Source organism: Luteibacter anthropi (genome assembly GCF_023699965.1).
GTDB classification, from domain to species: domain Bacteria; phylum Pseudomonadota; class Gammaproteobacteria; order Xanthomonadales; family Rhodanobacteraceae; genus Luteibacter; species Luteibacter anthropi.
The window spans coordinates 4,837,867-4,861,674 of record NZ_CP077072.1 but is presented as its reverse complement, the minus strand read 5'-3'; the positions used below and the strand labels follow the sequence as shown (position 1 = coordinate 4,861,674).

Genomic DNA, 23,808 nt, shown 5'->3' with positions numbered 1-23,808 from the left:
CTATTTGCGGTAATTCGACGAAGGTCAAATACCGAGTGGTCTTATCTCCCACGCCGGCTCGGCCCGCTCCCAGACTTCGTCGAAATACGCCGTCAGGCGAGAGGTCTCACCGGGTCGGGCCAGGTCGCCCTCGGCGTCGAAACGGGCGGCCACGCTCCTGAACAGATACGCACTGGCCTCATCGGTGACGAAGGCCGAGGCATAGCGAAGATGAGTTTCGTCGGAGGGGACGCGGATGCTCACGGCGGTGGGCAGTCGCTGGGCGAGGGCGATCAGGCGATGGCCCTCGCGATGGGCGCGATTGGCGTCGTGGGTGATCAGGCGGATGCGGGCGTGCCGGCCGCTGGTGGCGATGCGGCGTAGCCCGGCCAGCGCGGCCTCGCTTTCGAACAGGCCGGCATCCACCACCGGCAGGTAGATGCAGACCCGGTAGCGGGCCGCGGCGAGCAGGCTGACATGCGCGGCTTCCAGCCCGGTGCGGTCCAGGGCCAGCAGGCGCGTGTCAGCCTGCCCGGTCACCGGCGACGGCCTTTGCGTATGGCGAGGTGGCCGTCATTGATCAGGGCCAGCAGGGTGGTGCGGGCGGCCGCGGAAGGCAGGGCGTCGAAGGCCAGTTCCCGCTCGCCCGACAGGCGCTCGGCCAGATCGACCGGGCATTCGTAGGCATGGCCGCTCACGTAGAGGGTGGCGTCCTTCTTGCCGCGTACCCAGGCGATCCGGGCGTAGGGGTGACGGACGAGGCCCGAGCCAGCTTCCAGGGCTTTGTCCAGCGCGGCGGCCGTGGTGGCCTTCGGCGGGGCGACGGCATCCTGGGCGTTGCGGTAGCGGGTAATGAAGCGGCCGAACCAGTCAGAGAGCAGGTCGCGGTCGAGGGCGCTGGCGAACGGCACGGCCTGGCGAACCCGGTTGAGGGCGGCCGTATCGATCTCGCCAGCCCGCTTGGCGGGGGCCAGGTCGGGGTCGGTGTAGCGCAGTTCCTCGGGCATGCGCTCGGCGAGAAAGTCGGCGAGGTCGCCGGTCAGCTCCGCTTGCGATGGTGCGCGCATGCCGACCGAGATGGTCATGCAGTCGCCGATGGCCACGCCGTCGTGGGGCACGCCCGGGGGCAGGTACAGCATGTCGCCCGGTTCCAGCAGCCATTCGTGGGTGGGTTCGAAGGTCTTGAGCTGCTTCAGTTCCACGTCGTCGCGGAAGTCGAGCGGGGCGTCGGGGTCGTCGCTGATCGCCCAGTGACGCTGGCCGATGCCCTGGAGCAGGAAGACGTCGTACTGGTCGACATGCGCGCCCACGCCACCGCCGTCCTCGGCGTAGGAGATCATGATGTCGTCCAGGCGCCAGGAGGGCAGGAAGGCGAAGGTGTCGAGCAGGGCGGCCACGTCGGCGTCCCATTTGTCGACGTCCTGCACCAGCAGGGTCCAGTCGCGCTTGGGGGTCTTGCCGAAGGTGGCCTCGTCGAAGGGGCCGTTCTTCACCGTCCAGCGGTCGCGCTTCTCGTCATGGACGATGAGGCGGGCAAGCACGCCGTCCTCGCAGGCCAGGCCGGCGAGATCGTTGGGTTCGATCGGGCTTTCGAAGTCGGGGAAGGCGTTGCGGATGAGCAACGGGCGCTTCTGCCAGTAATCGCGCAGGAACTGCGTGGCGCTCATGCCAAGCGGCTGGCTGGCGCTGCCGCGCACTTCGATGGGGAGGGCTTTACGGGAGGGGTTCTGGATGGCCATACCCCGAATTGTAGCCGCACCCCTGTAGGAGCGCGCCTCGCGAGCGACCGGCCCGGGCGAAATGCGGCGGTTCGCGACAGCGGTCGCGCGCAGGCGCGCTCCTACAGGGTGGCTTGTTCTGCCGTGAGGGGTTCTTCGGGGGGCGTGATCTCCGACTTGCGGCGCACGCCGTGACCGGCTTCCAGCGCGTGCAGGTCGATTTCGCTCACCGGCACCGGGCGGTAATCCTCGCCGAAGGCCACGTCGCCCAGCTTCCAGCCTGACTTGCAGGTCACCGCGCCCCAGAACCGGCGGAAGGCGGCCCAGTGCAGGCCTACCAGGCCCTTGTCGTTGTCGGCATCCACCATCGGGTCGCCCACGCCCGTCGGGCGGATCGGCTCGTTATAAAGCGCTGTGCCGAAAATAACGTCCCAGAGGGAGAACACCTGGCCGAAATTGCAGTTGTGCAGGTTAGGGCGGTCCGGGTCCACCAGCATGTGATGCAGGCGGTGGAACTTCGGCGACACCAGCAGGCGGTCGAACAGTGGCCCGAAGCGCACGCGCACATTGGCATGCGAGAAATTCTGCACCAGCTCGCCCAGAAGCATCAGCCACGCGAACTCCGTGGGCGCCACGCCGATGATGAGGCCCACACCGGCCAGCACCATCGACTGCAGGAAACCATCCACCAGACTGCCGCGATCGTTCGTCCAGCAGCTCATCTGCCGCGTGCTGTGATGCATGCTGTGCAGCGCCCACCACCACGGCAGCGCATGCTGGAGGCGATGCATCCAGTAATAGACGAGATCGTAGATCGCGTAGTAGACGACGAAGAGGGCCAATGGATGGTCCTTCAACGCCGGAATCAGATGCACGATGCCCAGCAACGACTCATCGCCCGGCGTGTTGTCGGCACCGCCGAAATAATTGCTGATCGGCGTGAGCACGAGGTAACTGAACATCGGAAAGATGCCCAGCAACATCATCAACGTGTACTGCCAGTCCACGTTGGTCAGCTTGCGATCGGTCCACTTCTCCGCCGGTGCCAGGGTTTCCAGCGGACGGAACAGGAACGCGATGATGCCGACCTGCAACAGCGAGATGAGGATGGCTTCCGCGATCTCACGCGGATCGCCCGCCAGACCATTGAGGTGCAGCAGGCTGAGGAAGGGGACGATGGCGTGGGCGCTCGTCCAGTCGACCAGATGGGACCATGGCGCGAACATGCGATAAACCTTTGTGTTTCGAAGGGACCCGGCGGGGGGATGCGCGGGTCCAATGGCAACATTTAAGCTTCACGCCTCTTTCGTTGGGCTTTCCGCCATGCGACACACTCCCGGGATCGCCATCGGCGTCCATGTGGGCGACGCCATTTTGCCGGTGATCAAGGAGCTTGCTGCACTGCGTATCGCGGTGTTCCGCGACTGGCCATACCTCTACGAAGGCGACATCGGCTACGAACAAGAATACCTCGCCGCGTACGCCGGTTCACCCCGCAGTGTCTGCGTGGTGGCCCGCAACGAGGCGGGCGAGGCCGTGGGGGCCTCCACGGGCATCCCGCTGGCCGACGATGGCGAGGCCTTCCACCAGCCGTTCCTGGCGCGCGGCATGGCGCTGGACGAGGTTTTCTACTTCGGTGAATCCGTGCTGCTGACGCCCTGGCGTGGCCGGGGCGTGGGCCATGCGTTCTTCGACGCCCGTGAAGCCCACGCTACCGGCGCAGGAGACTTCCGCTGGACGGCGTTCTGTTCGGTACGCCGTGATCCGGCCGATCCGCGTGCCCCGCAGGGCTATCGCCCCAACGATGCCTTCTGGCGCACGCGCGGCTATGCACCCGTGCCCGGCATGGCCTGCACCCTCTCCTGGAGGGAGCGCGACGACGTGCTCCCTCGTGAACACTCCCTCGATTTCTGGATGCGCGCGATCGATCGCGCCAAGGACCCCGCATGACCACCCGCACCCTCGCCGAATGGCTTTCCTATCAGGAAGGCGTCCACACTGTCGGCATCGATCTCGGCCTCGACCGTGTCAGCGCCGTATGGCGTGCCATGGGCTCGCCCCGTCCGGCGCCCGTCGTGATCACGGTGGGCGGCACCAATGGCAAGGGTTCCACGGTGGCCCTGCTGGAAGCGATGCTGCGCGAGGCGGGTTATCGGGTGGGCTGCTATACCTCGCCGCATCTCATTCACTATAACGAGCGCATCCGCCTCGACGGCGAGGACGCATCGGATGAGGCGCTGGTGGCTTCGTTCGAGCGCATCGAAGCCGCGCGCGGCGCCATGGCGCAAACCTATTTCGAATTCGGCACGCTGGCTGCCATCGACCTGATGGCCCGCGCCTCGCTCGATGTGGCGATCCTCGAAGTGGGTCTCGGTGGCCGCCTCGACGCGGTGAACATCATCGATGCCGACATCGCGGTGGTCACCACCATCGATCTCGATCACCAGGACTGGCTCGGTAACGATCGCGACAGTATCGGTCGCGAAAAGGCGGGTATCGCCCGCGCAGGACGTACCGCCATCATCGGCGAAACGAATCCGCCCGATGGCCTTATCGACGCATTGCAAGGCATTGGCGCATCGGTCCAGCGGGCAGGACAGGACTTCTCGACGCACATCCAGGGCGAAGGCTGGCGCTGGACGCATCGCGACGGCAGCGCATTCGACTTGCCGCGCCCGGCACTCGACGCGCCGGTGCAGTTCGCCAACGCCGCTGCCGCCATCGCCACGCTGCATGCGCTGGCCGACCGCCTCACCGTCCCGGCGCAGGCCCTTGCCCGTGCGCTGCGCATCGTGCGCGTGTCGGGCCGCCTGCAACGCATCGGCGAGCGCCCGCTCACCCTGGTGGACGTGGGTCATAACCCGCAGGCCGCGCGTGCGCTGGCTGAGTGGATCGATGCCGAACGGCCGCAGGGCAGGGTGCTCGCCGTCTATGGCGCACTTTCGGACAAGGACACCGGCGGCGTGATCGCCGCGCTCGGCGATCGCGTGGCCCACTGGTACCTCGCCGCACTCGACCGGGACACGCCGCGCGGCCTCAGCGACACGGCCATCGCGGCAAGCCTTGCGGCGACCTTGCCGGGTGCGTCGTCCGACGCCTTCCCAAGCGTTACCGCTGCCTGGAGCGCCGCGCGCTCCGCCGCAGGCGAGGATGACGTGGTGCTGGTGTTCGGCTCGTTCTTCGTGGCGAGCGCCGCCTTGTCGGCCGCGATGTGAACGCCTGCGACCGACAGGGCGTCGAGGGGCTCCATTGACGGTTATAATCGCGCCGATTCGCATTGCGCCGGTCGTATGGAGCTTTCCTTGAAAACACGCCTGTTGGGTGCCGCCGTCCTGATCGCCCTGTTGGTCCTGTTCGTGCCAATGCTTTTTTCCAACGCCCCGCCGAAGGGCGATGCCGAGCAGACGGTGAGCCTGGAGATTCCCCCGGCACCCGATCGTGAATTGCAGGCCCGCACGCTGGACGTCTCGCCCAACGGCACCGGTGCGGTCTCCGCGCCGCAGCCGGTGGCAGCTGCGAACGCGCCGGGCAACACCCCGGCCAATGCGCCGGCACAACCGGTGGCCGCCACGCCATCGGCGACGCGTCCCACGCCGGCCGCCGGTGGCGATCGCCTGGCGTCGGTGAGCATCACCTCGCGCAAGCCGCCCGATGCCCTGCCGGAAGACTTCGCCAACCAGCCGCAGGCGCCCGCCAAGGGCACCACGGCGGCAACGAAGCCCGCCAGGCCGGTCCCGGCCAGTGTTCCGGCCACGCCTGTCGCCACGGCTACGCCGCCCGCATCCGCGCCGGCCCAGGCGCCCGGCACGGCCGGTCGTGGCAGCTTCTCCATCAACCTCAGCGCTTACGCCGACCGTTCCAAGGCCGACGCCCTGGTGCAGAAGGTGCGCGCGCTGGGTTACCCGGTCACAGCGGTGGGCGTGAACCAGGGCGGCAAGGCACTCACGCGCGTGCATGCCGGTCCGTTCGAGACCCATGCCGCCGCCGAGGCGGCCCGCCTGAAGATCGTCGCGGCGGTACCGGGCGTTCCGGCGTCGCTGTCGTCCAAGGCTGAAACCGTCACGGCCGATGCACCGGCCCCCGCCAAGCCGGCCGCTGCGGCACCCGCACCGGCAGCACCGGCGGCCGCCGCCGTGCCTGCCGCCGCGCCGCGTGCCGGTGGCTTTGCCGTACAGGTGGCCGCCGTCAGCAGCGAAGCTGAGGCCACCCGCCTGCGCGACAAGCTCCGCGCCGCCGGCATCCCGGGCTACACCGACAGCATCGCTTCCAGCAGCGGCGCCAAGCTCTGGCGCGTGCGCGCCGGTCCGCAGACGCAACGCGATGACGCGGTACGCCTCAAGGATCAGATCAAGGCTAAGGTTGGCCTCGACGGTGTCGTGGTGACGGCGCCCTGAGCGCCGGCACCACGATTGACACAGGGAGGGGGCGTTCATGAACTGGGCCGATTACACGATCCTGGCCGTGCTGTTCATTTCGGTCTTGATCGGCCTCGCGCGTGGCCTCATCTCGGAGGTGCTGTCGCTGGTGATCTGGGTGGTGGCCTTCGGGGTGGCCTGGGCGTTCGGTCCCACCCTGGCCGATTATTTCGCGGGCACCATTTCGGTGCCGACAGCCCGCGCCGCCATCGGCTACGGGCTTTGCTTCATCAGTGTGCTGCTGTGTGGCGCGGTCGTCCGGTTCATGATCTCGCGACTCATCTCCAGCACGGGCCTCGGCGGCACGGATCGCCTCTGCGGCATGATTTTCGGCCTGGCGCGCGGCGTGCTGATCGTCAGCCTCGTGGTGTTCATCCTCGGCTTCACGCCGTTGCCGAACGACCCCTGGTGGCGCCAGTCCACCATGCTCGGCCAGTTCGCGGCTCCGGCCGCATGGATCGGCCAGCAGATCCCGTCCAACGTCCGTCAGTACCTGCATCCGCCAGAAGCGCTGCAAAACGTTAAAATGCCTGACGTCCAGCTCCCCAGCCGCGACGATCTCATGAAACTGCGCGACCTGACGCTCCCCGGTCAGGCCCCGCGACAAGACCACGCTCAACCTGCCGCATCGTCCACAGCGGCTACTCCTTAGGAAGGCAACTCCCATGTGCGGAATCATCGGCATCGTCGGTACCACGGAAGTGGCATCGGCCCTGTATGACGGCCTGACCGTCCTGCAACACCGCGGGCAGGATGCCGCCGGCATCGCCACCGTGGACGGCGCCCGACTGCGTCTGCACAAGGGCAATGGCCTGGTGCGTGACGTCTTCAACTCGGCAGGCGTGAGCAAGCTGCGCGGCCGCATCGGCATCGGCCATTGCCGTTATCCCACGGCTGGTTCCGAGGGCATGGAAGAGGCCCAGCCCTTCTACGTGAACTCGCCCTACGGCATCGCCTTCGCGCACAACGGCAACCTTGTGAACACCGAGACCCTGCGTCGCGAGATGTTCGAGGACGACCGTCGCCACATCGATACCGACTCCGACTCCGAAGTGCTGCTCAACGTGCTGGCGCACGAGCTGCAGGTGGATGATCGCGGCGACCTCACGCCGGAGCACGTGTTCAAGGCGGTGTCGCGCGTGCATGCCCGTGCCCAGGGCGGCTATGCCTGCCTCGCGCTGGTGCTGGGCTACGGCCTTATCGCCTTCCGCGACCCCAACGGCATCCGTCCGCTGGTGCTCGGCGAGCGCGTCACGGCCGAAGGCCGCGAATACGCCATCGCGTCGGAATCCGTTGCCCTCGACGTGCTGGGCTTCAAGCGCGTGCGCGACATCGCGCCGGGCGAAGCCGTGATCGTCACCGATGGTGGCGAGCTGCATGCGAAGCATTGCGCCGAAGGCGCGCTGCACACCCCGTGCATCTTCGAATACGTGTACCTCGCGCGTCCTGATTCCATGATGGAAGACGTCTCGGTCTACAAGGCCCGCCTGCGCATGGGCGAGAAGCTGGCCGAGAAGATCCTTCGCGAGCGCGGCCCGGACCACGGCATCGACGCCGTCATCCCCATCCCCGACACCTCGCGCACCGCCGCCAGCTCGCTGGCGCAGGCGCTGGGCGTGCCGATGCGCGAAGGCCTGGTGAAGAACCGCTACATCGGTCGCACCTTCATCATGCCGGGGCAGGGCGAGCGCGTGAAATCCGTGCGTCGCAAGCTCAACGCCATCGACCTGGAATTCCGCAAGAAGAACGTGCTGCTGGTGGACGACTCCATCGTCCGCGGTACCACGTCGCGCCAGATCATCCAGATGGCTCGCGACGCGGGTGCGAAGAACGTCTACTTCGCTTCCGCCGCGCCGCCGGTGCGTTACCCCAACGTCTACGGTATCGACATGCCGGCCACGTCGGAACTCGTCGCTGCCGGCCGCACGGTGGAAGAAGTGGAGAAGGCGCTCGGTGCCGACTGGCTGATCTACCAGGATCTCGAAGACCTGATCTGGGCCGTGTCCGATGGCAACGACGACCTGAAGCGTTTCGATACCTCGTGCTTCTCGGGCGAGTACGTCACGGGCGTGGACAAGAACTTCCTCCAGCAGCAGGAAGCCCAGCGTTCGGATTCCGCCAAGACCGAACGCCGCAGCGCCTGAGGATGAGGCGGCGCGTTCGTCGCGCCGCCGTTGCACGATGCATGATCTCCACGCCGCCGCCCGCCGCTGCCTCGATGCGTCCGATCCGGCCGAGAAGGTCCGGCTGAGCTTCGCTACGTGGGATGCACTGTGTCGGGGCGAACTGCGTCCCGACGAGGCCTCGCCGGCGCCGCTGCCCATTGCCCTGCCGGGGCGTCCCGAGCGTCCCCGGCTGATATCGCCACGCCAGCTGTCGCAGCGTGGACTGGGTTCGGCGGAAGGGCGGGCCGCGCTGGTGCATGCCATCGCGCATATCGAATTCAATGCCATCGACCTGGCCTGGGACGCGGTCTACCGCTTCCGTGGCAAGCCGATGCAGTACTACCGCGACTGGGCGTCATGCGCCAATGACGAAGCGCGGCACTACACGATGTTGTCGGGGCGTCTGGCCGAACTGGGCCATGCCTACGGCGACTTCGATGCGCATAACGGCCTGTGGGACATGGCCGAGAAAACCGCGCATAGCGATACCGCCCGCATGGCGCTGGTACCGCGCGTGCTGGAAGCGCGTGGTCTGGACGTCACGCCGGGCATGATGGATCGCCTGCGCAAGCAGGGCGACGATCGCACCGTGGCGATTCTCGAGGTGATCCTGCGCGAGGAAGTGGCGCACGTCGCCGCCGGCACGCGCTGGTTCCACCACTGCTGCGAACGCGACGGCATCGAGCCGGAAGCCACGTTCGCCAAGCTGCTCGACGACTACATGCATGGCTCGCTACGCGGCCCTTTCAATCTTGAAGCCCGCCGCGAAGCCGGCTTCTCGGAATCCGAACTCGCCTGGCTCCACACTCTCTGATGTAGGAGCGCGCCTGCGCGCGACAGGGTATTTGCAGCGAGGTAAGGTTTTCGCGAAAACCGGTCGCGCGCGAGGCGCGCTCCTACAGGGCCCTGTGCAGCTGATGGCCTCACCGTTGTAGGAGCGCGCCTGCGCGCGACAGGGGTCAGATGACCAGAGGTTCGGGGTCTAGCGTGACGCCGAACTTGGCCTGTACCCCTGCGATAACTTTCTGTGCGAAGGCCCATAGCTGCGGGCCGGTAGCCTTGCCATGGTTCACCAGCACCAGCGCGTGTCGGTTGGAAATGCCTGCATCGCCCTCGCGCTCGCCCTTGAAGCCAGCGGACTCGATGAGCCACGCGGCCGAGATTTTCGCCGTGCCACCGACATGCGGCCACACCGGCAACCCAGGATGAGCCAGTGCCAATGCATCGGCCTTGGCCTTGGGAATCACGGGGTTCTTGAAGAAACTACCCGCATTGCCGATTACCGCTGGATCGGGCAACTTGCGCGAACGCAACCGCACCACCGCTTCGGCCACGTGATATGGCGTGGGCCGCTCGATGCCCATCTTGGCGATTTCCTCGCGGATACCCGCGTAATCGAGCGACAACGGCCGCTCACGCGGTAGCGCAAACGTCACGGCGACGACGATCCAGCGGCCGGCCTGCTGCTTGAAACTGGAATGCCGGTACGAGAACGCACAGGCGGCTTTATCCAGAACGACAAAGGCATTGGCGTGGGTGTCCCATGCCTCGACCGTATCGATGAACTCGGCCACTTCCACGCCGTACGCACCGATGTTCTGGATCGGCGCCGCACCCACCGTGCCCGGAATAAGGATCAGGTTTTCCAGTCCTGCATAACCCTGTCCCAGCGACCAGCGCACGAAATCATCCCAACGCTCACCCGCCGCCACGCGAATCAGCACACGGTCGTCACGCTGGAACGTCTCCACGCCACGATTGGCCATGGCTACCACTGTGCCGTCGATATCGCCCTTGATGAGCAGGTTGCTGCCTTCACCAAGCACTAGCACCGGCCCGCTTTTCACGGCGGGATAGGCCAGCAGCTCAGGAATTTTCACCGGATCATGCACTTCGGCGAGCAGCTTCGCGCGCGCATCCACGCGCAGCGTGTTGCGGCCGCCCAGCGGCGCATCCGAGGCAAGGGTAAAGCCGCCCATGTCGACCGGGGCGTTGTTCATGGTCATGCGAGGATCCCACGGCGGCGAATCTCCGCCACCGCTTCATTGATAAGCTTCGGCCCGCGATACACGAGGCCGGAATACACCTGCACGAGCGACGCGCCGGCTTCGAGTTTTTCGGCGGCGCTGTCACCGTCGAGGATGCCACCTACGCCCACGATGGACAGGCGCTCGCCTACGCGCGCCTTCATGCCGCGCAATACGGCGGTGGACCTGGCGAACAGGGGGCGACCCGAAAGACCACCCATTTCCTTCGCATGCACCGAGCCGGCCACGGTGTCGCGGTCGATGGTGGTGTTGGTGCAGATCACGCCATCGATGCCCGAGGCCAGCAACACCTCGGCGATGGCATCGAGCTCGGCCTCGGTAAGGTCGGGAGCGATCTTCAACAGCATCGGCTTGCGCTTGCCATGCTGGCCGGCAAGCCGTTCCTGTGCCTCACGCATCGTGCCGATGAAGCGGCGCAGCGTTTCCTCTTCCTGCAAGTCTCTCAGGCCCTGCGTATTGGGCGAGGAAATATTCACCGTGATGTAGCTGGCCAGCGGATACGCACGCTCAAGGCACACCAGGTAATCATCGGTGGCACGCTCGTTCGGCGTGTCCTTGTTCTTGCCGATGTTGATGCCCAGCACGCCACGGAACGTGGCCTTCTCCACATTGCGCACTAGTGCGTCGATGCCGCCGTTGTTGAAGCCCAGGCGATTGATCACCGCCTCGTGCTCCGGCAGGCGGAACATGCGGGGCTTGTCGTTGCCGGCCTGCGAGCGCGGCGTGACCGTGCCGATCTCCACGAAACCGAAGCCCATGGCGGCGAGACCGTCGAGGTGTTCGCCGTTCTTGTCCAGGCCGGCGGCAAGGCCGACCGGATTCGGGAAATCGATGCCGAAGGCTTTCACCGGAAGATCGGCGGGCGGCGTGTTCACCCACTTCGACAACCCGCTGCGCTGGGCGACGTCGGAGGCGTAGAGGGTGAGGCCGTGCGCGGTTTCGGCGTCGAGCTTGAAGAGCAGGGGGCGGATCAGGTCGTACATCAGGCGTCCGGGCGACCCAGGAAGATCCGGGTGTCGTAGTCGAAATCAATGGTGCCACCGTCCTGCGTGGCGTCGAACAGCGAGCGCAGGGCGAACAGCATGGGTTCGTGGTTGATATGGCCGGCCTTGGGTACGTAGGACGACGACATGAGTCGTCCTTCCAGGGCCGCGTAATCGAGCTTCTGGCTATGGGGAAACGATGCCATGCCGACGTAACCGGCGCCGTACCATCGTTGCATGGTGTCGTCATCGGTATAGCGCTCGGCTACGCCGACATAATCGATACCGTACTCGTGCAGCAGGCGCTCATAGCCTTCGAGAAACGGTGTGCCGACGAGGCGGCGTGAGTTCCAGAACACGGACACGAGCCCGCGCGGCGAAAGATTGCGCCGGAATTCCGTGCGTACTTTTTCCCTGTCGAACCAGTGAAACGCCTGCGCGGCGATGATGAGGTCCACCGAGCCATCGGGCAGCCCGGTGGCCTCGGCGGTGCCGTCCACGGCGGTGAAACCCGCGTGATCCGCAAGCCACCGCGTGGCGGCCGCACGCATCGCCGCATTGGGCTCCACGGCGGTGACCCGGTGACCGGCATCGAGGAACATCTTCGCCGAGATGCCCGTGCCGGCACCGATATCGGCCACCGTCCAGTCGGCGCCCACGCCGTGATGATGCAGCCAGCCGACCAGCGCCCGTGGGTAATCCGGCCGGTAGCGGACATAGTCCTCGACGCGGTCGGAGAAACGTTCCGTGGAGCGCAGGTCGGTCATGGCATCACCCGTTGCTTAAAACTCGAACTTGATGCCCTGCGCCAGCGGCAGCGAATCGGAGTAGTTGATGGTGTTGGTCTGGCGGCGCATATACACCTTCCAGGCGTCCGAGCCCGACTCGCGACCGCCGCCGGTTTCCTTCTCGCCACCGAAGGCGCCACCGATTTCCGCGCCCGAGGTGCCGATATTCACATTGGCGATGCCGCAATCGGAGCCCGATGCCGACAGATACTGCTCGGCGGACTTGAGATCCTGCGTGAAGATGGCCGATGACAGGCCCTGCGGCACGCCGTTCTGCATGGCAATGGCCTCGTCGAGGGTGTCGAACGGCATCACGTAGAGGATCGGGGCGAAGGTTTCGGTCTGCACCACCTCGGTGTCGTTGGTGAGGCCCGTGACGATGGTGGGCAGCACGAAGTTGCCCTTGCGGTCGGTGAGCGCCTTGCCACCCGTGCGCACGGTGCCGCCCGATGCCTTGGCCTTGGCCACCGCGTCCACGTAGGCCTGCACGGCCTCCGGGCTGTTCAGCGGGCCCATGAGGGTGGTGGCGAGGGTGGGGTCGCCGATTTTCTGTTCGACCTGGCCATAGGCCTTCACGAGGGTATCGACCACGGCATCGTGGATGGACGAGTGGACGATCAGGCGGCGCGTGGTGGTGCAGCGCTGGCCGGCGGTGCCGACGGCACCGAACACGATGCCCGGGATCGCCAGCTTCAGGTCGGCCGACTTGTCGAGGATGATGGCATTGTTGCCGCCCAGCTCCAGCAGGCTGCGGCCCATGCGACGGGCCACGCGCTCACCCACCATGCGGCCGACCTTCGTGGAGCCCGTGAAGCTGACGAGCGGGATGCGCTTGTCGTCGACGAAGGTCTGGGCCAGCTCGGTGCCGGCGTCGTTGAACAGGAAGAAGATGTCCGGGAAGCCGGCGTCCTTCAGCGCCTCGTTGCAGATCTTCATGGTGGCGATGGCCGAGAGCGGGGTCTTCGGCGACGGCTTCCAGATGCAGATATCGCCACAGATGGCGGCCAGGAAGGCGTTCCAGCTCCACACTGCCACGGGGAAGTTGAACGCGCTGACGATGCCCACCAGGCCCACCGGATGCCACTGCTCGTACATGCGGTGGCCAGGGCGCTCCGAATGCATGGTGTTGCCATAGAGCATGCGGCTCTGGCCCACCGCGAAGTCGGCGATGTCGATCATCTCCTGCACTTCGCCGTCACCTTCGGGCTTGATCTTGCCCATTTCCAGGGCCACCAGCGAGCCAAGGGCATCCTTGTGCTTGCGCAGGGCCTCACCACACAGGCGCACGGCCTCGCCACGGCGCGGGGCCGGGGTGTTGCGCCACACCGTGAAGGCTTCCTGGGCGCGCTGGACGATGGTCTCGTAGTCCGCCGCGCTGGAGGCCTGCACCGTGGCGATCACTTCCCCCGTGGCCGGATTGGTGGGGGACAGCGTGCCGGCACCGCTGGTGGCGGCCCATTCGCCGCGGCCGAGGTAGGTACCGGATTCGGTGGACTTCAGGCCGAGCGCTTCGAGGATCTTGACGGACATGGCAACTCCTTTGGCGACGCGCCGGCAGGATGCCGGCGTGCGAGGGAAAACCGGGATTCTAGCAAACACCCCCTTCACGACCTGTTGTGCGGCGCGGGACGGATGTGGGGGAAACGTTAGTGACGGGCAGGGTTAAAACGACCCTGCGATGACGCGCGCAACCGCATGCTTTGCCTCAAGTTGTACTTGAGGACACTGCAGCCATGACCCGCGTCTACGAGATTCCGTTCCATCCCGGCGAGGACACCCGCTGGCCGGTGAGGGTCGACGGGGTGGTCGTCGAGTCGTTTCCCTCGCGCTACGAGGCCCTGCGGGCCGCCCTGAACCGGGCCGTGTCCGATGGCGGCGACGCCAGCATCGGCATCGAAGGGGCCGATGGGGTATGGCGGCCCTTTGGAAGCGACGCGAAGCGGCCTTCCCGGGTGCCGCCGTTGCCGCAGCGGCATCTCTCGCTGGTGCGGTGAAGGATTATCATGGCGCCTCCTCACCCGGAAGGTCCGCCATGCTTCCCGACATCACCGAGGCGCGCGCCGCCTGTCACTGCGGCACCGTTCGTTTCACCGTCAAGTTCACCGATGGCCTGCGCACCGCGCGCCGCTGCAACTGCTCGTATTGCCGGATGCGTGGTGCCGTGGCCGTTTCGGCCGACCTGGGCGGCATCACCATCGAGCAAGGCCAGGATGAGCTCACCGAATACCAGTTCAACACGGGCACGGCGAAGCATTTCTTCTGCTCGAAGTGCGGCATCTACACCTTTCACCAGCGCCGTTCCAATCCCAACCAGTATGGCGTGAACGCGGCCTGCATCGAGGGCGTGAGCCCGTTCGATTTCGCCGAAGTGCAGGTGCTCGACGGCGCGCACCATCCGAAGGACGGTGGCGGCGGCGTGGTGGGATACCTGCGTTATGTCGAGGCCTGAACGCCTGCTCGCGGTGTTCGTCGTGGCTCTGGCGACGACAGGGTTGGGCGCATGCCATCGCCTCATTCCCGACGGTCACTTCAAATCGGCCGTGCACAAGCGCGTACGCATTGGTGACCCGCGAGCGGACGTGGAAGAGCGCCTGTCAGGCATTCGTTTCAGCTGCCATGCGATGTCGAATGATGCGGCAGGCCAGTGGATTACCTGTACGCGATTACAGGAGGGGCTGCTGGCATCGTGCATCGACAGGGCCAATCTTCGCGTATCGCTGGATCAGCACATCGAGGCCATCGATTTGCGCAAGCCGACCTGCACGGGGTTCGGATCATGAAAGTGAACTTATAGGGCCTTTTCGGAGACTGCCGCCAGGGAAGAGCCTGGCTTGGCGGCCAGTCATTGATCGCCATCCATGACCTTCGTCGGTTGGCGTCCCCTGTGTCAGGTCGCTAGAGTCGGCTGATCGAAGGGGAGGTGGCGATGAGCGACGACAACGTAAACGGAACCACCGGTCATGAGGATGCCACGGCCAGGCTTCCGGTTACCCTGCCATCGGCGGAAACCGTGATGGCCTACGAAAGAACGGTGCCCGGTGCCTCCGAGCGCATCCTGAACATGACCGAGCGCGCCTTCGAGCACACCATTCGCATGGCGGAGGAGGAGGGTGCCCATCGCCGCACGCTGGAGCGCCGGCGTCACGTGCGCGGCATGTTTGCCCTGGTGTTCGGCTTTATCGTCGCCCTGCTGGCGGTGCTCTTCGGTTGCTGCATCGCTTACCTCCAGGATCCGCTGATAGGCACCATCATCACGCTGGGTGTGCCAGCCATCCTGATTGCCGGCTGGGTTCTCGCCAGCCCTAAAGCGGCAGCGACGGCGCGCGGAAATCGCTGAAGGCCGTTCAACCCTTCTTTTCGCCGGGGCCGGTAGGGTATGCTTCGCGGCCGGGGCCCCGTAGCTCAGCTGGATAGAGCGTCCCCCTCCTAAGGGGAAGGTCGCCCGTTCGAATCGGGCCGGGGTCACCATCGACAGGGACCCACGCATGCCCCGTTCGTTCGATGCCATCATCGTCGGTGCCGGCCAGGCCGGTCCCGCGCTTGCCGGGCGGCTCACTGCCTCGGGCCGCTCCGTCGCCCTGATCGAGCGCCATCTGGTCGGCGGCACCTGCGTCAACACCGGATGCAAACCCACCAAGACCCTCGTTGCCAGCGCCTACGCCGCGCACCTGGCGCGACGTGGTGCGGAATACGGGGTTATCACGGGGCCCGTCGAGATCGATATGCCCACGGTGGCGGCGCGGGCGCGCAAGGTCATCCTGGACTCACGCAAGGGCAATGAAGACTGGCTTGCCGGGATGCCGGGACTGGAACTCATCCGGGGGCATGCACGTTTTACCGGGCCGCGCGTGATCGAGGTCAATGGCGAGGCGCTGACGGCACCGTGGATCTTCCTCAACGTAGGTGGGCGCGCAAACGTCCCCGATTTTCCGGGCATTGATGAGGTGGACTACCTCACCAACAGCACGATCATCCCGCTGGAAACCGTGCCTGAGCATCTTGTCGTAGTGGGTGGCAGCTACATCGGACTGGAGTTCGCGCAGATGTACCGGCGCTTCGGTGCGCAGGTGACGGTGGTGGAGCAGGGTGCTCGCCTGATCGCCCGTGAAGACGAGGCGGTTTCAGACGCCGTACGCGAGATACTGGTGTCTGAAGGAATCGCCGTGCGTACCGATGCATGCTGTATCCGCCTGGGGCGTCATGCCGATGGCGTGGTCGTTGGCGTGGATTGTCGCGAAGGTCATCCGGATGTGGTGGGATCGCATGTGCTGCTTGCCGTGGGCCGCAGGCCGAACACGGATGATCTCGGTCTCGAATGTGCGGGTGTAGCCGTGGACAAGCGGGGTTACATCGTTGTCAACGATGCGCTGGAGACGCGTGCGGAAGGTGTCTGGGCGCTTGGCGACTGCAACGGCAAAGGAGCGTTTACGCATACGGCGTGGAACGATTACGAGATTGTCGCAGCGAATCTTCTCGACGGTGGCTCGCGCAAAGTTAGCGAGCGTATTCCCGGGTATGCGCTGTATGTCGATCCGCCGCTTGGGCGCGTGGGCATGACGGAGGCGCAGGCGCGTGCCACGGGGCGCCCTTTGCTGGTGGCGAAGCGGCCGATGACGCGCGTGGGGCGCGCAGTGGAAAAGGGCGAAACGCAAGGGTTCATGTCGATGGTGGCCGATGCCGAAACGCGGCTGATCCTGGGGGCGGCGATTCTCGGTACAGGAGGTGACGAAGCGATTCATGGCGTACTGGACATGATGAATGCCGGTGCCACGATCGACACGCTGCAATGGGCGGTGCCCATTCATCCGACAGTGTCGGAGCTGATACCCACGCTCATTGGTGAGCTGCAATCGATGGTGTAGGAGCGCGCCTTGCGCGCGACCCCTGACTGCGATCATGACCAAGTGTGCAGGTTCCTTCGCCGTTGCCGTGTTCAGGGGTCGCGCGCAGACGCGCTCCTACAGGAGGTCTGGGCCGGGAGTGGGGTGGCGGAAATCTTCGACGGGCGTCAGTTTGTCGGTGAGGCGGAAGACGCCTTCGGCTACGCGGCGAGACAGCACCACATCGATGATGGTGGTTTCATGGGGGCGCATGTTGGTGAGCAGATCGCTGTTTTGCGCCGTGTTCGCGACTACATGACGGATAAGTCCGCTGATGTCCGCAGGCTGGATGCGCGCGCCGTAGGGCGAATGCGCCACGAGCGGGCCACGCAGGGTTTTCGAGGTATCGCGCGGATCGGGCACGGCCGCATCACCCGCAAGAATGGCATGGTTGAGAAACAGCGCCCACGTCGCTGCGTCGCGATCATTCGCCTGCCGGTCGATCATGAAGCCGGGCGGTAGTTGATCCGGCGAGGCTTCAGGGCCGGCGGTGAGCTGGAATTGCGCGTTTACCGGGACTTCGCCACGATCATCGCGCAGCCGCACGATAAGCAGGCTGCGTGGATCATGGATATGCACGCGTGGCGCAAAGATGCCAGCTGGCTCCAGTTCTACCTTGTTTGCATCACGCTGCGCGTTTTCGGCGACGAAGGCATCGCACAGTGCGGCATACGATGCGGCCGAATTCACCGCGAGGCAGCGCAGGATGGTTTCCACCGTGATCGACGGTGGTGGCTGCGCGGCCATGATGCCTTGCGTGGTGCCGGAATGTGCAAGGCCCGGCAGCAGACGGAACGCGCTGCGTGGTGCGCGCGCCGTGGTGGCGGTGAGAAGCGGGCCACCGGCCTGCTGGGTGAGTGTCAGATGCGTGACGTTGAGGTTGGCAGCCGCCAGACGCACGACGCCATCGGAGCCATCTTCACCGGTATAGGCGTTGATGACGTCGTAGAGCTTGCGGTCGGGGCGGTCGCCGATGAGGTTGAACAGATATGTGCCTTGCGATGAAAGATCGGCGCCATGCACGACACCGAGATTGAGCGACAGCGATTCGGGGCTGCCCAGTTCCAGCCAGTCGAGGATGCGCTGACCCGGTTCGATACCGTTGAACCACGCCTTGAGGCGACCGAGCACGCCCTTGCCGAGTTTCGCCAGAGCGGACCCGAAGTGAGCAGGTGCAAGCATGATGACGTGACGTGCTTTCACGTTCGCATAAGCCTTGGGCATCATCCGTTGCGCACGTAGCCACGCCATGACCACCGGCCCGCCAGTGGAATGCGTTACGCAGTCGAACTGGCCATCGGGAAGATCCAGCCCACGCAGCGCATGATCGAAGCCACGCACGATGTCGTCCATCGTTACGGCATCGTCGAAGGTCACGTATTCAGACAGGCGGATGTCGAGCACCCGCAGTGTGGAGCCGGTCTGCGCGGCACGCTGCACGAGCGTGGCCGGCAGGGTACCGTAGGTGGATGTATCGGTAACGCTCCAGCCGTGCACGAAGACCAGGGTGGACACGTGTCGCTTCCGTCGGGAGGAAGCGACAGCCTAGCTGGCCTAGTGTGCAGTCTTCGTGTCAGGCGTCACGAATGACCATCAGGCGCAGGTCGGTCATGTCCTCGATGGCATAGCGCACGCCTTCGCGGCCGATGCCCGACGACTTGGCTCCGCCGTAGGGCATGTTGTCCACGCGGAAACTGGGCACGTCGTTGACGATGACGCCGCCCTGTTCCAGGTCGTCCCATGCACGCATGGCGTGGCGCAGGTTGTCGGTGAACACGCCGGCCTGCAGGCCGAAGTCGGAGTCGTTGACGATGCCGATGGCCTCGTCGAAGGTCATGAATCGTTGCAGCAGCGCCACGGGGCCGAAGGCCTCCATGCGTTGCAGCTTTGCATCGTGCGGCACGTTTTCCAGCAGGGTGGCTTCCAGCATCGCACCCTTGCGATTGCCACCGCACAGTACCTTGGCGCCGGCTTTTTTCGCTTCGGCCACCCAGCCTTCGAGGCGGGTGGCGGCCGCCTCGTCGATCATGGGGCCGAGGAAGGTGCTTTTCTTCTTCGGGTCGCCGGCCTTCAAGGTTTTGACCTTCGCCACGAGCTTGCGGCGCAGGGTGTCGTAGACATCATCGTGCACCAGGATGCGCTGCACGCTGATGCAACTCTGGCCCGACTGGTAGAAGGCGCCGAAGACGAGTCGATCCACCACGGCATCCAGGTGCGGGCCCTGGTCGGCGTCGATGATGCAGGCGGCGTTGCCGCCCAGTTCCAGCGTGACCTTCTTGTGGCCGGCCTTGGCTTTCAGGTCCCAGCCGATCAGGCCGCCGGTGAAGGAGAGCAGTTTCAGGCGCGGATCGGTCACCAGTGCCTCGGCATCGCGGCCTTCCATCGGCAGCACCGAGAATGCGCCCTTGGGCAGGTTCGTCTCGGCGAGGATCTCGCCGATGATCAACGCACCCAGTGGCGTGCGCTCGGCGGGCTTCAGCACGAAGGGGCATCCGGCGGCGATGGCGGGCGCCACCTTGTGCGCCACGAGGTTAAGCGGGAAGTTGAACGGGGTGATGAAGGACACCGGCCCCAGTGGCACGCGGCGGGTGTAGCCGTAGTAGCCGGCGCTGCGCTGGGAGATTTCCAGATTGATCGTTTCGCCGTTGAGGCGCACGGCTTCTTCGGCGGCAATCTTGAAGGTTTCGATGAGGCGGGTGACTTCGCCGGTGGCGTCTTTGATGGGTTTGCCGGCCTCGACGCAGAGCGCGTAGGCCAGTTCGTCCTGGCGTTCGCGGAAGCGCTTCACGCAGTGTTCGAGCACGGCCTGGCGTTCGTAGGGCTTGAAGCGCTTCATGGCCGGAGCGGCGGCCGTGGCGGCGGCGATGGCCTGTTCGAGTGCGTCGGCATCGGGCAGGGCCACGCGGGTGGCGACCTTGCCGGTGTATTTGTCGGTGACGTCGAGTTTCGCCTTGGCTTTGACGGGCTTGTTGGCGAGGTAGTAGGGGTAGCTCTTGGCGAGCATGGGCATGGCCCTCTTTGACACGATGCCCGACATGATGGTGCCGGAGGCGTTCAGGTGTCGTGAGGCGTTTCGCCGCTGGGAGGCTTGGCGTTGGAGCGGTCGCGCGCGAGGCGCGCTCCTACAGGGTAAATGGTCCGTCATGCGAATCCCTCTGTAGGAGCGCGCCTCGCGCGCGACCGGCCCAGGGCGAACGAAATCAATCCTCGCGCCGCAACCTCAACTCCCCCTCACCCAACATCACCCGCACCCGCTCACCCACGGCCACATCGGCCGCCCGGCGCACGATGGCGTCGCGCTCGTCGAAGACGATGGCATAACCACGCTCCAGCGTCGCCAGCGGGCTCACGGCGTGCAGCGTGCGCCCCTGTTGCGCCACGCGGGCACGCTCGCGCTCCAGCCTTCGGCCGATGGCGCTGCTCATCCGCTGGCGCAGCTCAGCCAGCCGGGCGCGCGACGGATCCAGCCGCAACCGGGGATGACGCGCGGCGAGGCGCGCTTGAAGGCGTTCGAGCCGGGCACGGCGCAGGGCGTTGGCTTGCCCGATGCTCATATGCAGGCGACGACGCAGGGCTTCCAGTCGCTGCGCATCCCGGGCCAGCCGGGCCTGCGGGCGCTGGGCGTTGAGCCTCGCCTGCCAGTGATCGGCCCGCTGGGCGGCGGCCTGCAGGCGGCGTGCCATCAGGGTGGCCATGCGCTGGCGCAGGCGGTCCAGGCGGCGTTCCAGGTCGGCGCCGTCTGGTACCAGCAGCTCGGCTGCCGCGGACGGCGTGGCGGCGCGCAGGTCGGCGACGAAATCGGCGATGGTGAAATCCACCTCGTGGCCCACGGCGGACACCACGGGTACGTCGCTGGCGTGGATGGCCCGCGCCACGCTCTCGTCGTTGAACGCCCACAGGTCTTCCAGCGAGCCACCGCCACGGGTGACCAGCAGTACGTCGTAACGGCCACTGGCGGACGCGCTGCGCAGCATCGCGGCGATGGCGGGCGGTGCCTCGCGGCCCTGTACGGGCACGGGGAGTACGTCAACCTCGGCCAGCGGGAAGCGCCGGCCCATGACGCTGAGCACGTCGCGCACGGCCGCGCCGGAAGGGGAGGTGATGACGCCGATCCGTTTCGGGAAATCAGGCAGGGGACGCTTGCGCTCGGCATCGAACAGGCCTTCGGCGCCGAGGCGGGCCTTGAGCTGCTCGAACTCGCGCTGGAGCGCACCTTCGCCGGCCGGCTCCATGTGGTCGGCCACGAGCTGGAATTCGCCCCTGGCTTCGTACAGGCCCACCTTGGCCCGCATCAGCACGTGCATGCCGTCCGCGGGACGGAAGCGCAGGCGCGATGCTGCCATGCGGAACATGGCGCAACGCACCTGGGCGTTGGCGTCTTTCAGCGTGAAATAGATGTGACCGGAGGCGGGGCGCGACACATTCGACAGCTCGCCTTCGATCCACACGCCCATGGGCAGGGCGTCTTCCAGCAGATCACGCACCAGCCGGTTCAGGCCGGAGGGCGTGAAGACGTGGGGGGCGTTGCGATCAAGGTCGGACATGGACCGGCGAGGTTATCACGCTGGTCGGGAATGTCGATGGCCCAGTGACTTACCCACCATTCCTCAGTTCATCTGTAGGAGCGCGCCTGCGCGCGACCGTGCGGAGCGGTGGGCTCAAGGCCCTGTACCGGTCGCGCGCAAGGCGCGCTCCTACAGGGCAAGGTTGTGTAGGAGCGCGCCTGCGCGCGACCGTGCGGAGCGATGGGCTCAAGGCCCTGTACCGGTCGCGCGCGAGGTGCGCTCCTACAGGGCAAGGTTGTGTAGGAGCGGGCCTGCGCGCGACCGTGCGGAGCGGTGGGCTCAAGGCTTTGTACCGGTCGCGCGCGAGGCGCGCTCCTACAGGAGGTTACATGCGGAAGACGCCGAAGCGGCCTTGTTCGATGGGGGCGTTCATCGATGCCGAGATCGCCAGGCCCAGCACGCGTCGCGTGTCGGCCGGATCGATGATGCCGTCGTCCCACAGGCGAGCGCTCGCGTAATACGGATGCCCCTGGCGCTCGTACTGCTCGCGTACCGGCGCCTTGAAGGTTTCTTCTTCCTCCGCGCTCCACGTGCCGCCACCCGCCTCGATGCCATCGCGACGCACGGTCGCCAGCACCGACGCCGCCTGTTCGCCACCCATCACGCTGATGCGCGAGTTCGGCCACATCCACAGGAAACGGGCGCCATAGGCGCGGCCGCACATGGCGTAGTTGCCGGCACCGAAGCTGCCGCCGATCACCACGGTGAACTTGGGCACGTGTGAACAGGCCACAGCCGTGACCATCTTCGCGCCATCCTTCGCGATGCCGCCGTTTTCGTACTTGCGGCCCACCATGAAGCCGGTGATGTTCTGCAGGAACACCAGCGGCACGTTGCGCTGGTTGCACAGTTCGATGAAGTGCGCGCCCTTCTGCGCGGATTCGCCGAAGAGGATGCCGTTGTTGGCGACGATGCCCACGGGGTAGCCGTGGATATGCGCGAAGCCGGTGACCAGGGTCTTGCCGTAGCGCGCCTTGAATTCGTGGAAATCGGAATCGTCGACGATACGTGCGATCACTTCGCGGATATCGAACGGACGACGGGTATCTTCCGGAATCACGCCGTAAAGCTCTTCGGCGGAAAAACGCGGCTCGATGGGCGCACGCAATGCCAGCGGCACCCGCTTCACGCGATTGAGCGAACCAACGATGTCACGCGCGATGGACAGCGCATGGGCGTCGTTTTCCGCGAAATGATCGGCTACGCCCGAGACGGAGGTGTGCACGTCGGCACCGCCGAGCGCTTCGGCATCCACGACCTCGCCCGTGGCGGCCTTCACCAGCGGCGGACCACCAAGGAAGATCGTGCCCTGCTCGCGCACGATGATGGTTTCATCGCTCATGGCTGGCACGTACGCGCCGCCGGCGGTACACGACCCCATCACCACGGCAATCTGCGGAATGCCCTGCGCGCTCATGCGTGCCTGGTTGTAGAAAATACGGCCGAAGTGCTCGCGATCGGGGAATACTTCGTCCTGCAAGGGGAGGAAGGCGCCGCCGGAATCCACCAGGTAGATGCAGGGCAGGCGGTTTTCCATCGCTACTTCCTGCGCACGCAGGTGTTTTTTCACCGTCATGGGGAAGTACGTGCCGCCCTTTACCGTGGCGTCGTTGGCGAGCACCACCACTTCCTGGCCCATCACGCGACCGATGCCGGCGATGACGCCGGCTGCGGGTGCGGCGTCGTCGTACATGCCGTGCGCGGCGAGCGGGGCGATTTCGAGGAAGGGCGAACCGGGATCGAGCAGGGCGCGGATGCGCTCACGCGGCAGCAGCTTGCCCCGCGCCACGTGTTTCTCGCGGGCCTTGGCGCCGCCGCCCTCGGCGGTGCGCTTGAGCGTATCGCGCAGGTCGTCGGTGAGCGCGCGCAGGCGCTGGCTGGAAGCCTGGAAATCGGCGGAGCGGGTGTCGATCTGCGAGGTGAGGATGGGCATGGGGGACGTTCGCGACGGACGAAACGGCCATCATAGCGGGCTGGCAATGCCTGCGAACGCTGCGTTGCGGTATCCCGTGATGCGCCTTGATCTGTTGCGATGCCCCCGTGACCTGTAGGAGCGCGCCTTGCGCGCGACCCCGCAAGGATACGTATGGCGAATGATGCGTTGAGATGATCGGGCAGGCGGTGGGTCGGGGGTGTGAACGCTGCCCGATCATTGTCTGCATTGCCCTTTTATGAATCGCGTTCAGGGGTCGCGCGCAAGGCGCGCTCCTACAAATAAGCGAAAGCGGTGCGGGGAGCTGCCTGCGGGCCATAAAAAAACGGCCGCC

The 23,808-nt window shown here is 65.9% G+C and carries 22 protein-coding genes and 1 tRNA gene; 12 read left to right on the top strand and 11 right to left on the bottom strand.

The annotated features are described in order from the left end of the window. Nucleotides 1-24: 24 nt before the first annotated feature. From KR767_RS20830 to KR767_RS20820, 3 genes are all read right to left on the bottom strand, one after another. Nucleotides 25-519, bottom strand: a complete 495-nt coding sequence (locus tag KR767_RS20830; protein ID WP_250877649.1) for a DUF7931 domain-containing protein — start codon at nt 517-519, stop codon at nt 25-27. Then, entirely contained in the window at nt 516-1,718 is a 1,203-nt protein-coding gene (locus KR767_RS20825; RefSeq protein WP_250877648.1) for a cupin domain-containing protein, read from the bottom strand. The genes KR767_RS20830 and KR767_RS20825 overlap by 4 nt, the downstream gene beginning before the upstream one ends. 101 nt (nt 1,719-1,819) lie before the next feature. Then, nucleotides 1,820-2,923 carry a sterol desaturase family protein gene (locus KR767_RS20820; RefSeq protein ID WP_166947037.1) on the bottom strand — a complete coding sequence of 368 codons (1,104 nt, stop codon included), beginning with the start codon at nt 2,921-2,923 and terminating at the stop codon, nt 1,820-1,822. A 97-nt stretch (nt 2,924-3,020) separates the two neighbouring features. Between KR767_RS20820 and KR767_RS20815 the strand changes: the two genes are divergently transcribed. From KR767_RS20815 to KR767_RS20790, 6 genes are all read left to right on the top strand, one after another. Continuing rightward, nucleotides 3,021-3,647: a GNAT family N-acetyltransferase gene (locus KR767_RS20815; protein ID WP_250877647.1), complete on the top strand. Its 627-nt coding sequence runs from the start codon at nt 3,021-3,023 to the stop codon at nt 3,645-3,647. Beyond that, nucleotides 3,644-4,912 carry a bifunctional tetrahydrofolate synthase/dihydrofolate synthase gene (folC, locus tag KR767_RS20810; RefSeq protein ID WP_250877646.1) on the top strand — a complete coding sequence of 423 codons (1,269 nt, stop codon included), beginning with the start codon at nt 3,644-3,646 and terminating at the stop codon, nt 4,910-4,912. The genes KR767_RS20815 and folC overlap by 4 nt, the downstream gene beginning before the upstream one ends. 87 nt (nt 4,913-4,999) lie before the next feature. Then, nucleotides 5,000-6,091, top strand: a complete 1,092-nt coding sequence (locus KR767_RS20805; protein ID WP_250877645.1) for an SPOR domain-containing protein — start codon at nt 5,000-5,002, stop codon at nt 6,089-6,091. Nucleotides 6,092-6,128: 37 nt separating this feature from the next. Continuing rightward, nucleotides 6,129-6,764: a CvpA family protein gene (locus KR767_RS20800; RefSeq protein WP_166947033.1), complete on the top strand. Its 636-nt coding sequence runs from the start codon at nt 6,129-6,131 to the stop codon at nt 6,762-6,764. 13 nt (nt 6,765-6,777) lie between these two features. Next, entirely contained in the window at nt 6,778-8,256 is a 1,479-nt protein-coding gene (gene purF, locus KR767_RS20795) for an amidophosphoribosyltransferase (protein WP_166947032.1), read from the top strand. Between the two features lie 37 nt (nt 8,257-8,293). Further along, nucleotides 8,294-9,091 (top strand): ferritin-like domain-containing protein, encoded by a 798-nt coding sequence (locus tag KR767_RS20790; protein WP_250877644.1) that lies wholly within the window; start codon nt 8,294-8,296, stop codon nt 9,089-9,091. Nucleotides 9,092-9,236: 145 nt separating this feature from the next. On the opposite strand, the gene murB is transcribed toward KR767_RS20790, so the two are convergent. The 4 genes from murB to amaB are packed head-to-tail and all read right to left on the bottom strand — an operon-like array spanning nt 9,237 to nt 13,626. Then, entirely contained in the window at nt 9,237-10,256 is a 1,020-nt protein-coding gene (murB, locus tag KR767_RS20785; protein ID WP_166947324.1) for a UDP-N-acetylmuramate dehydrogenase, read from the bottom strand. A 23-nt stretch (nt 10,257-10,279) separates the two neighbouring features. Beyond that, nucleotides 10,280-11,308, bottom strand: coding sequence for a quinone-dependent dihydroorotate dehydrogenase (locus KR767_RS20780; RefSeq protein ID WP_250877643.1), 1,029 nt, complete (start codon nt 11,306-11,308; stop codon nt 10,280-10,282). Beyond that, the gene (locus KR767_RS20775; RefSeq protein ID WP_250877642.1) at nt 11,308-12,075 is read right to left on the bottom strand and encodes a class I SAM-dependent methyltransferase; all 768 of its coding nucleotides are present in this window, start codon (nt 12,073-12,075) and stop codon (nt 11,308-11,310) included. The genes KR767_RS20780 and KR767_RS20775 overlap by 1 nt, the downstream gene beginning before the upstream one ends. Nucleotides 12,076-12,090: 15 nt before the next feature. Further along, on the bottom strand, nt 12,091-13,626 hold the full coding sequence (gene amaB / locus KR767_RS20770; RefSeq protein WP_250877641.1) for an L-piperidine-6-carboxylate dehydrogenase: 1,536 nt from the start codon (nt 13,624-13,626) through the stop codon (nt 12,091-12,093). 203 nt (nt 13,627-13,829) lie between these two features. On the opposite strand from amaB, the gene KR767_RS20765 reads away from it, so the two are divergent. The 6 genes from KR767_RS20765 (at nt 13,830) to KR767_RS20740 (ending at nt 16,958) form a co-directional block, all read left to right on the top strand. After that, nucleotides 13,830-14,090, top strand: coding sequence for a DUF2188 domain-containing protein (locus tag KR767_RS20765; RefSeq protein WP_166947027.1), 261 nt, complete (start codon nt 13,830-13,832; stop codon nt 14,088-14,090). A gap of 38 nt (nt 14,091-14,128) precedes the next feature. Next, on the top strand, nt 14,129-14,545 hold the full coding sequence (locus KR767_RS20760) for a GFA family protein (RefSeq protein WP_250877640.1): 417 nt from the start codon (nt 14,129-14,131) through the stop codon (nt 14,543-14,545). Then, nucleotides 14,532-14,876, top strand: coding sequence for a hypothetical protein (locus KR767_RS20755; RefSeq protein ID WP_250877639.1), 345 nt, complete (start codon nt 14,532-14,534; stop codon nt 14,874-14,876). Before KR767_RS20760 ends, KR767_RS20755 begins: the two co-directional genes overlap by 14 nt. 146 nt (nt 14,877-15,022) lie before the next feature. Beyond that, entirely contained in the window at nt 15,023-15,433 is a 411-nt protein-coding gene (locus tag KR767_RS20750; RefSeq protein ID WP_250877638.1) for a DUF2335 domain-containing protein, read from the top strand. Between the two features lie 54 nt (nt 15,434-15,487). Further along, a tRNA-Arg gene (locus KR767_RS20745) sits at nt 15,488-15,564 on the top strand. Nucleotides 15,565-15,581: 17 nt separating this feature from the next. Beyond that, entirely contained in the window at nt 15,582-16,958 is a 1,377-nt protein-coding gene (locus KR767_RS20740) for an FAD-containing oxidoreductase (RefSeq protein ID WP_250877637.1), read from the top strand. 96 nt (nt 16,959-17,054) lie between these two features. On the opposite strand, the gene KR767_RS20735 is transcribed toward KR767_RS20740, so the two are convergent. The 4 genes from KR767_RS20735 to KR767_RS20720 form a co-directional block, all read right to left on the bottom strand. Beyond that, nucleotides 17,055-18,491 (bottom strand): lipase family protein, encoded by a 1,437-nt coding sequence (locus tag KR767_RS20735; protein WP_250877636.1) that lies wholly within the window; start codon nt 18,489-18,491, stop codon nt 17,055-17,057. Nucleotides 18,492-18,549: 58 nt separating this feature from the next. Then, nucleotides 18,550-19,980, bottom strand: coding sequence for an aldehyde dehydrogenase family protein (locus KR767_RS20730; RefSeq protein WP_250879194.1), 1,431 nt, complete (start codon nt 19,978-19,980; stop codon nt 18,550-18,552). Nucleotides 19,981-20,176: 196 nt separating this feature from the next. Beyond that, complete coding sequence (gene xseA / locus KR767_RS20725; protein WP_250877635.1) at nt 20,177-21,520, bottom strand: exodeoxyribonuclease VII large subunit; 1,344 nt, start codon at nt 21,518-21,520, stop codon at nt 20,177-20,179. Between the two features lie 346 nt (nt 21,521-21,866). Further along, nucleotides 21,867-23,474: a carboxyl transferase domain-containing protein gene (locus KR767_RS20720; protein ID WP_250877634.1), complete on the bottom strand. Its 1,608-nt coding sequence runs from the start codon at nt 23,472-23,474 to the stop codon at nt 21,867-21,869. Between the last annotated feature and the right edge of the window lie 334 nt (nt 23,475-23,808).

Coding starts and splice junctions, on each gene's coding strand:
- KR767_RS20755 (WP_250877639.1), top strand. CDS start 14,532: ATGTCGAGGCCTGAACGCCTGCTCGCGGTGTTCGTCGTGGCTCTGGCG.
- KR767_RS20825 (WP_250877648.1), bottom strand. CDS start 1,718: ATGGCCATCCAGAACCCCTCCCGTAAAGCCCTCCCCATCGAAGTGCGC.
- KR767_RS20790 (WP_250877644.1), top strand. CDS start 8,294: ATGCATGATCTCCACGCCGCCGCCCGCCGCTGCCTCGATGCGTCCGAT.
- KR767_RS20800 (WP_166947033.1), top strand. CDS start 6,129: ATGAACTGGGCCGATTACACGATCCTGGCCGTGCTGTTCATTTCGGTC.
- purF (WP_166947032.1), top strand. CDS start 6,778: ATGTGCGGAATCATCGGCATCGTCGGTACCACGGAAGTGGCATCGGCC.
- KR767_RS20765 (WP_166947027.1), top strand. CDS start 13,830: ATGACCCGCGTCTACGAGATTCCGTTCCATCCCGGCGAGGACACCCGC.
- folC (WP_250877646.1), top strand. CDS start 3,644: ATGACCACCCGCACCCTCGCCGAATGGCTTTCCTATCAGGAAGGCGTC.
- KR767_RS20720 (WP_250877634.1), bottom strand. CDS start 23,474: ATGCCCATCCTCACCTCGCAGATCGACACCCGCTCCGCCGATTTCCAG.
- KR767_RS20740 (WP_250877637.1), top strand. CDS start 15,582: ATGCCCCGTTCGTTCGATGCCATCATCGTCGGTGCCGGCCAGGCCGGT.
- KR767_RS20750 (WP_250877638.1), top strand. CDS start 15,023: ATGAGCGACGACAACGTAAACGGAACCACCGGTCATGAGGATGCCACG.
- amaB (WP_250877641.1), bottom strand. CDS start 13,626: ATGTCCGTCAAGATCCTCGAAGCGCTCGGCCTGAAGTCCACCGAATCC.
- KR767_RS20730 (WP_250879194.1), bottom strand. CDS start 19,980: ATGCTCGCCAAGAGCTACCCCTACTACCTCGCCAACAAGCCCGTCAAA.
- murB (WP_166947324.1), bottom strand. CDS start 10,256: ATGGGCGGCTTTACCCTTGCCTCGGATGCGCCGCTGGGCGGCCGCAAC.
- KR767_RS20775 (WP_250877642.1), bottom strand. CDS start 12,075: ATGACCGACCTGCGCTCCACGGAACGTTTCTCCGACCGCGTCGAGGAC.
- KR767_RS20815 (WP_250877647.1), top strand. CDS start 3,021: ATGCGACACACTCCCGGGATCGCCATCGGCGTCCATGTGGGCGACGCC.
- KR767_RS20760 (WP_250877640.1), top strand. CDS start 14,129: ATGCTTCCCGACATCACCGAGGCGCGCGCCGCCTGTCACTGCGGCACC.
- xseA (WP_250877635.1), bottom strand. CDS start 21,520: ATGTCCGACCTTGATCGCAACGCCCCCCACGTCTTCACGCCCTCCGGC.
- KR767_RS20820 (WP_166947037.1), bottom strand. CDS start 2,923: ATGTTCGCGCCATGGTCCCATCTGGTCGACTGGACGAGCGCCCACGCC.
- KR767_RS20780 (WP_250877643.1), bottom strand. CDS start 11,308: ATGTACGACCTGATCCGCCCCCTGCTCTTCAAGCTCGACGCCGAAACC.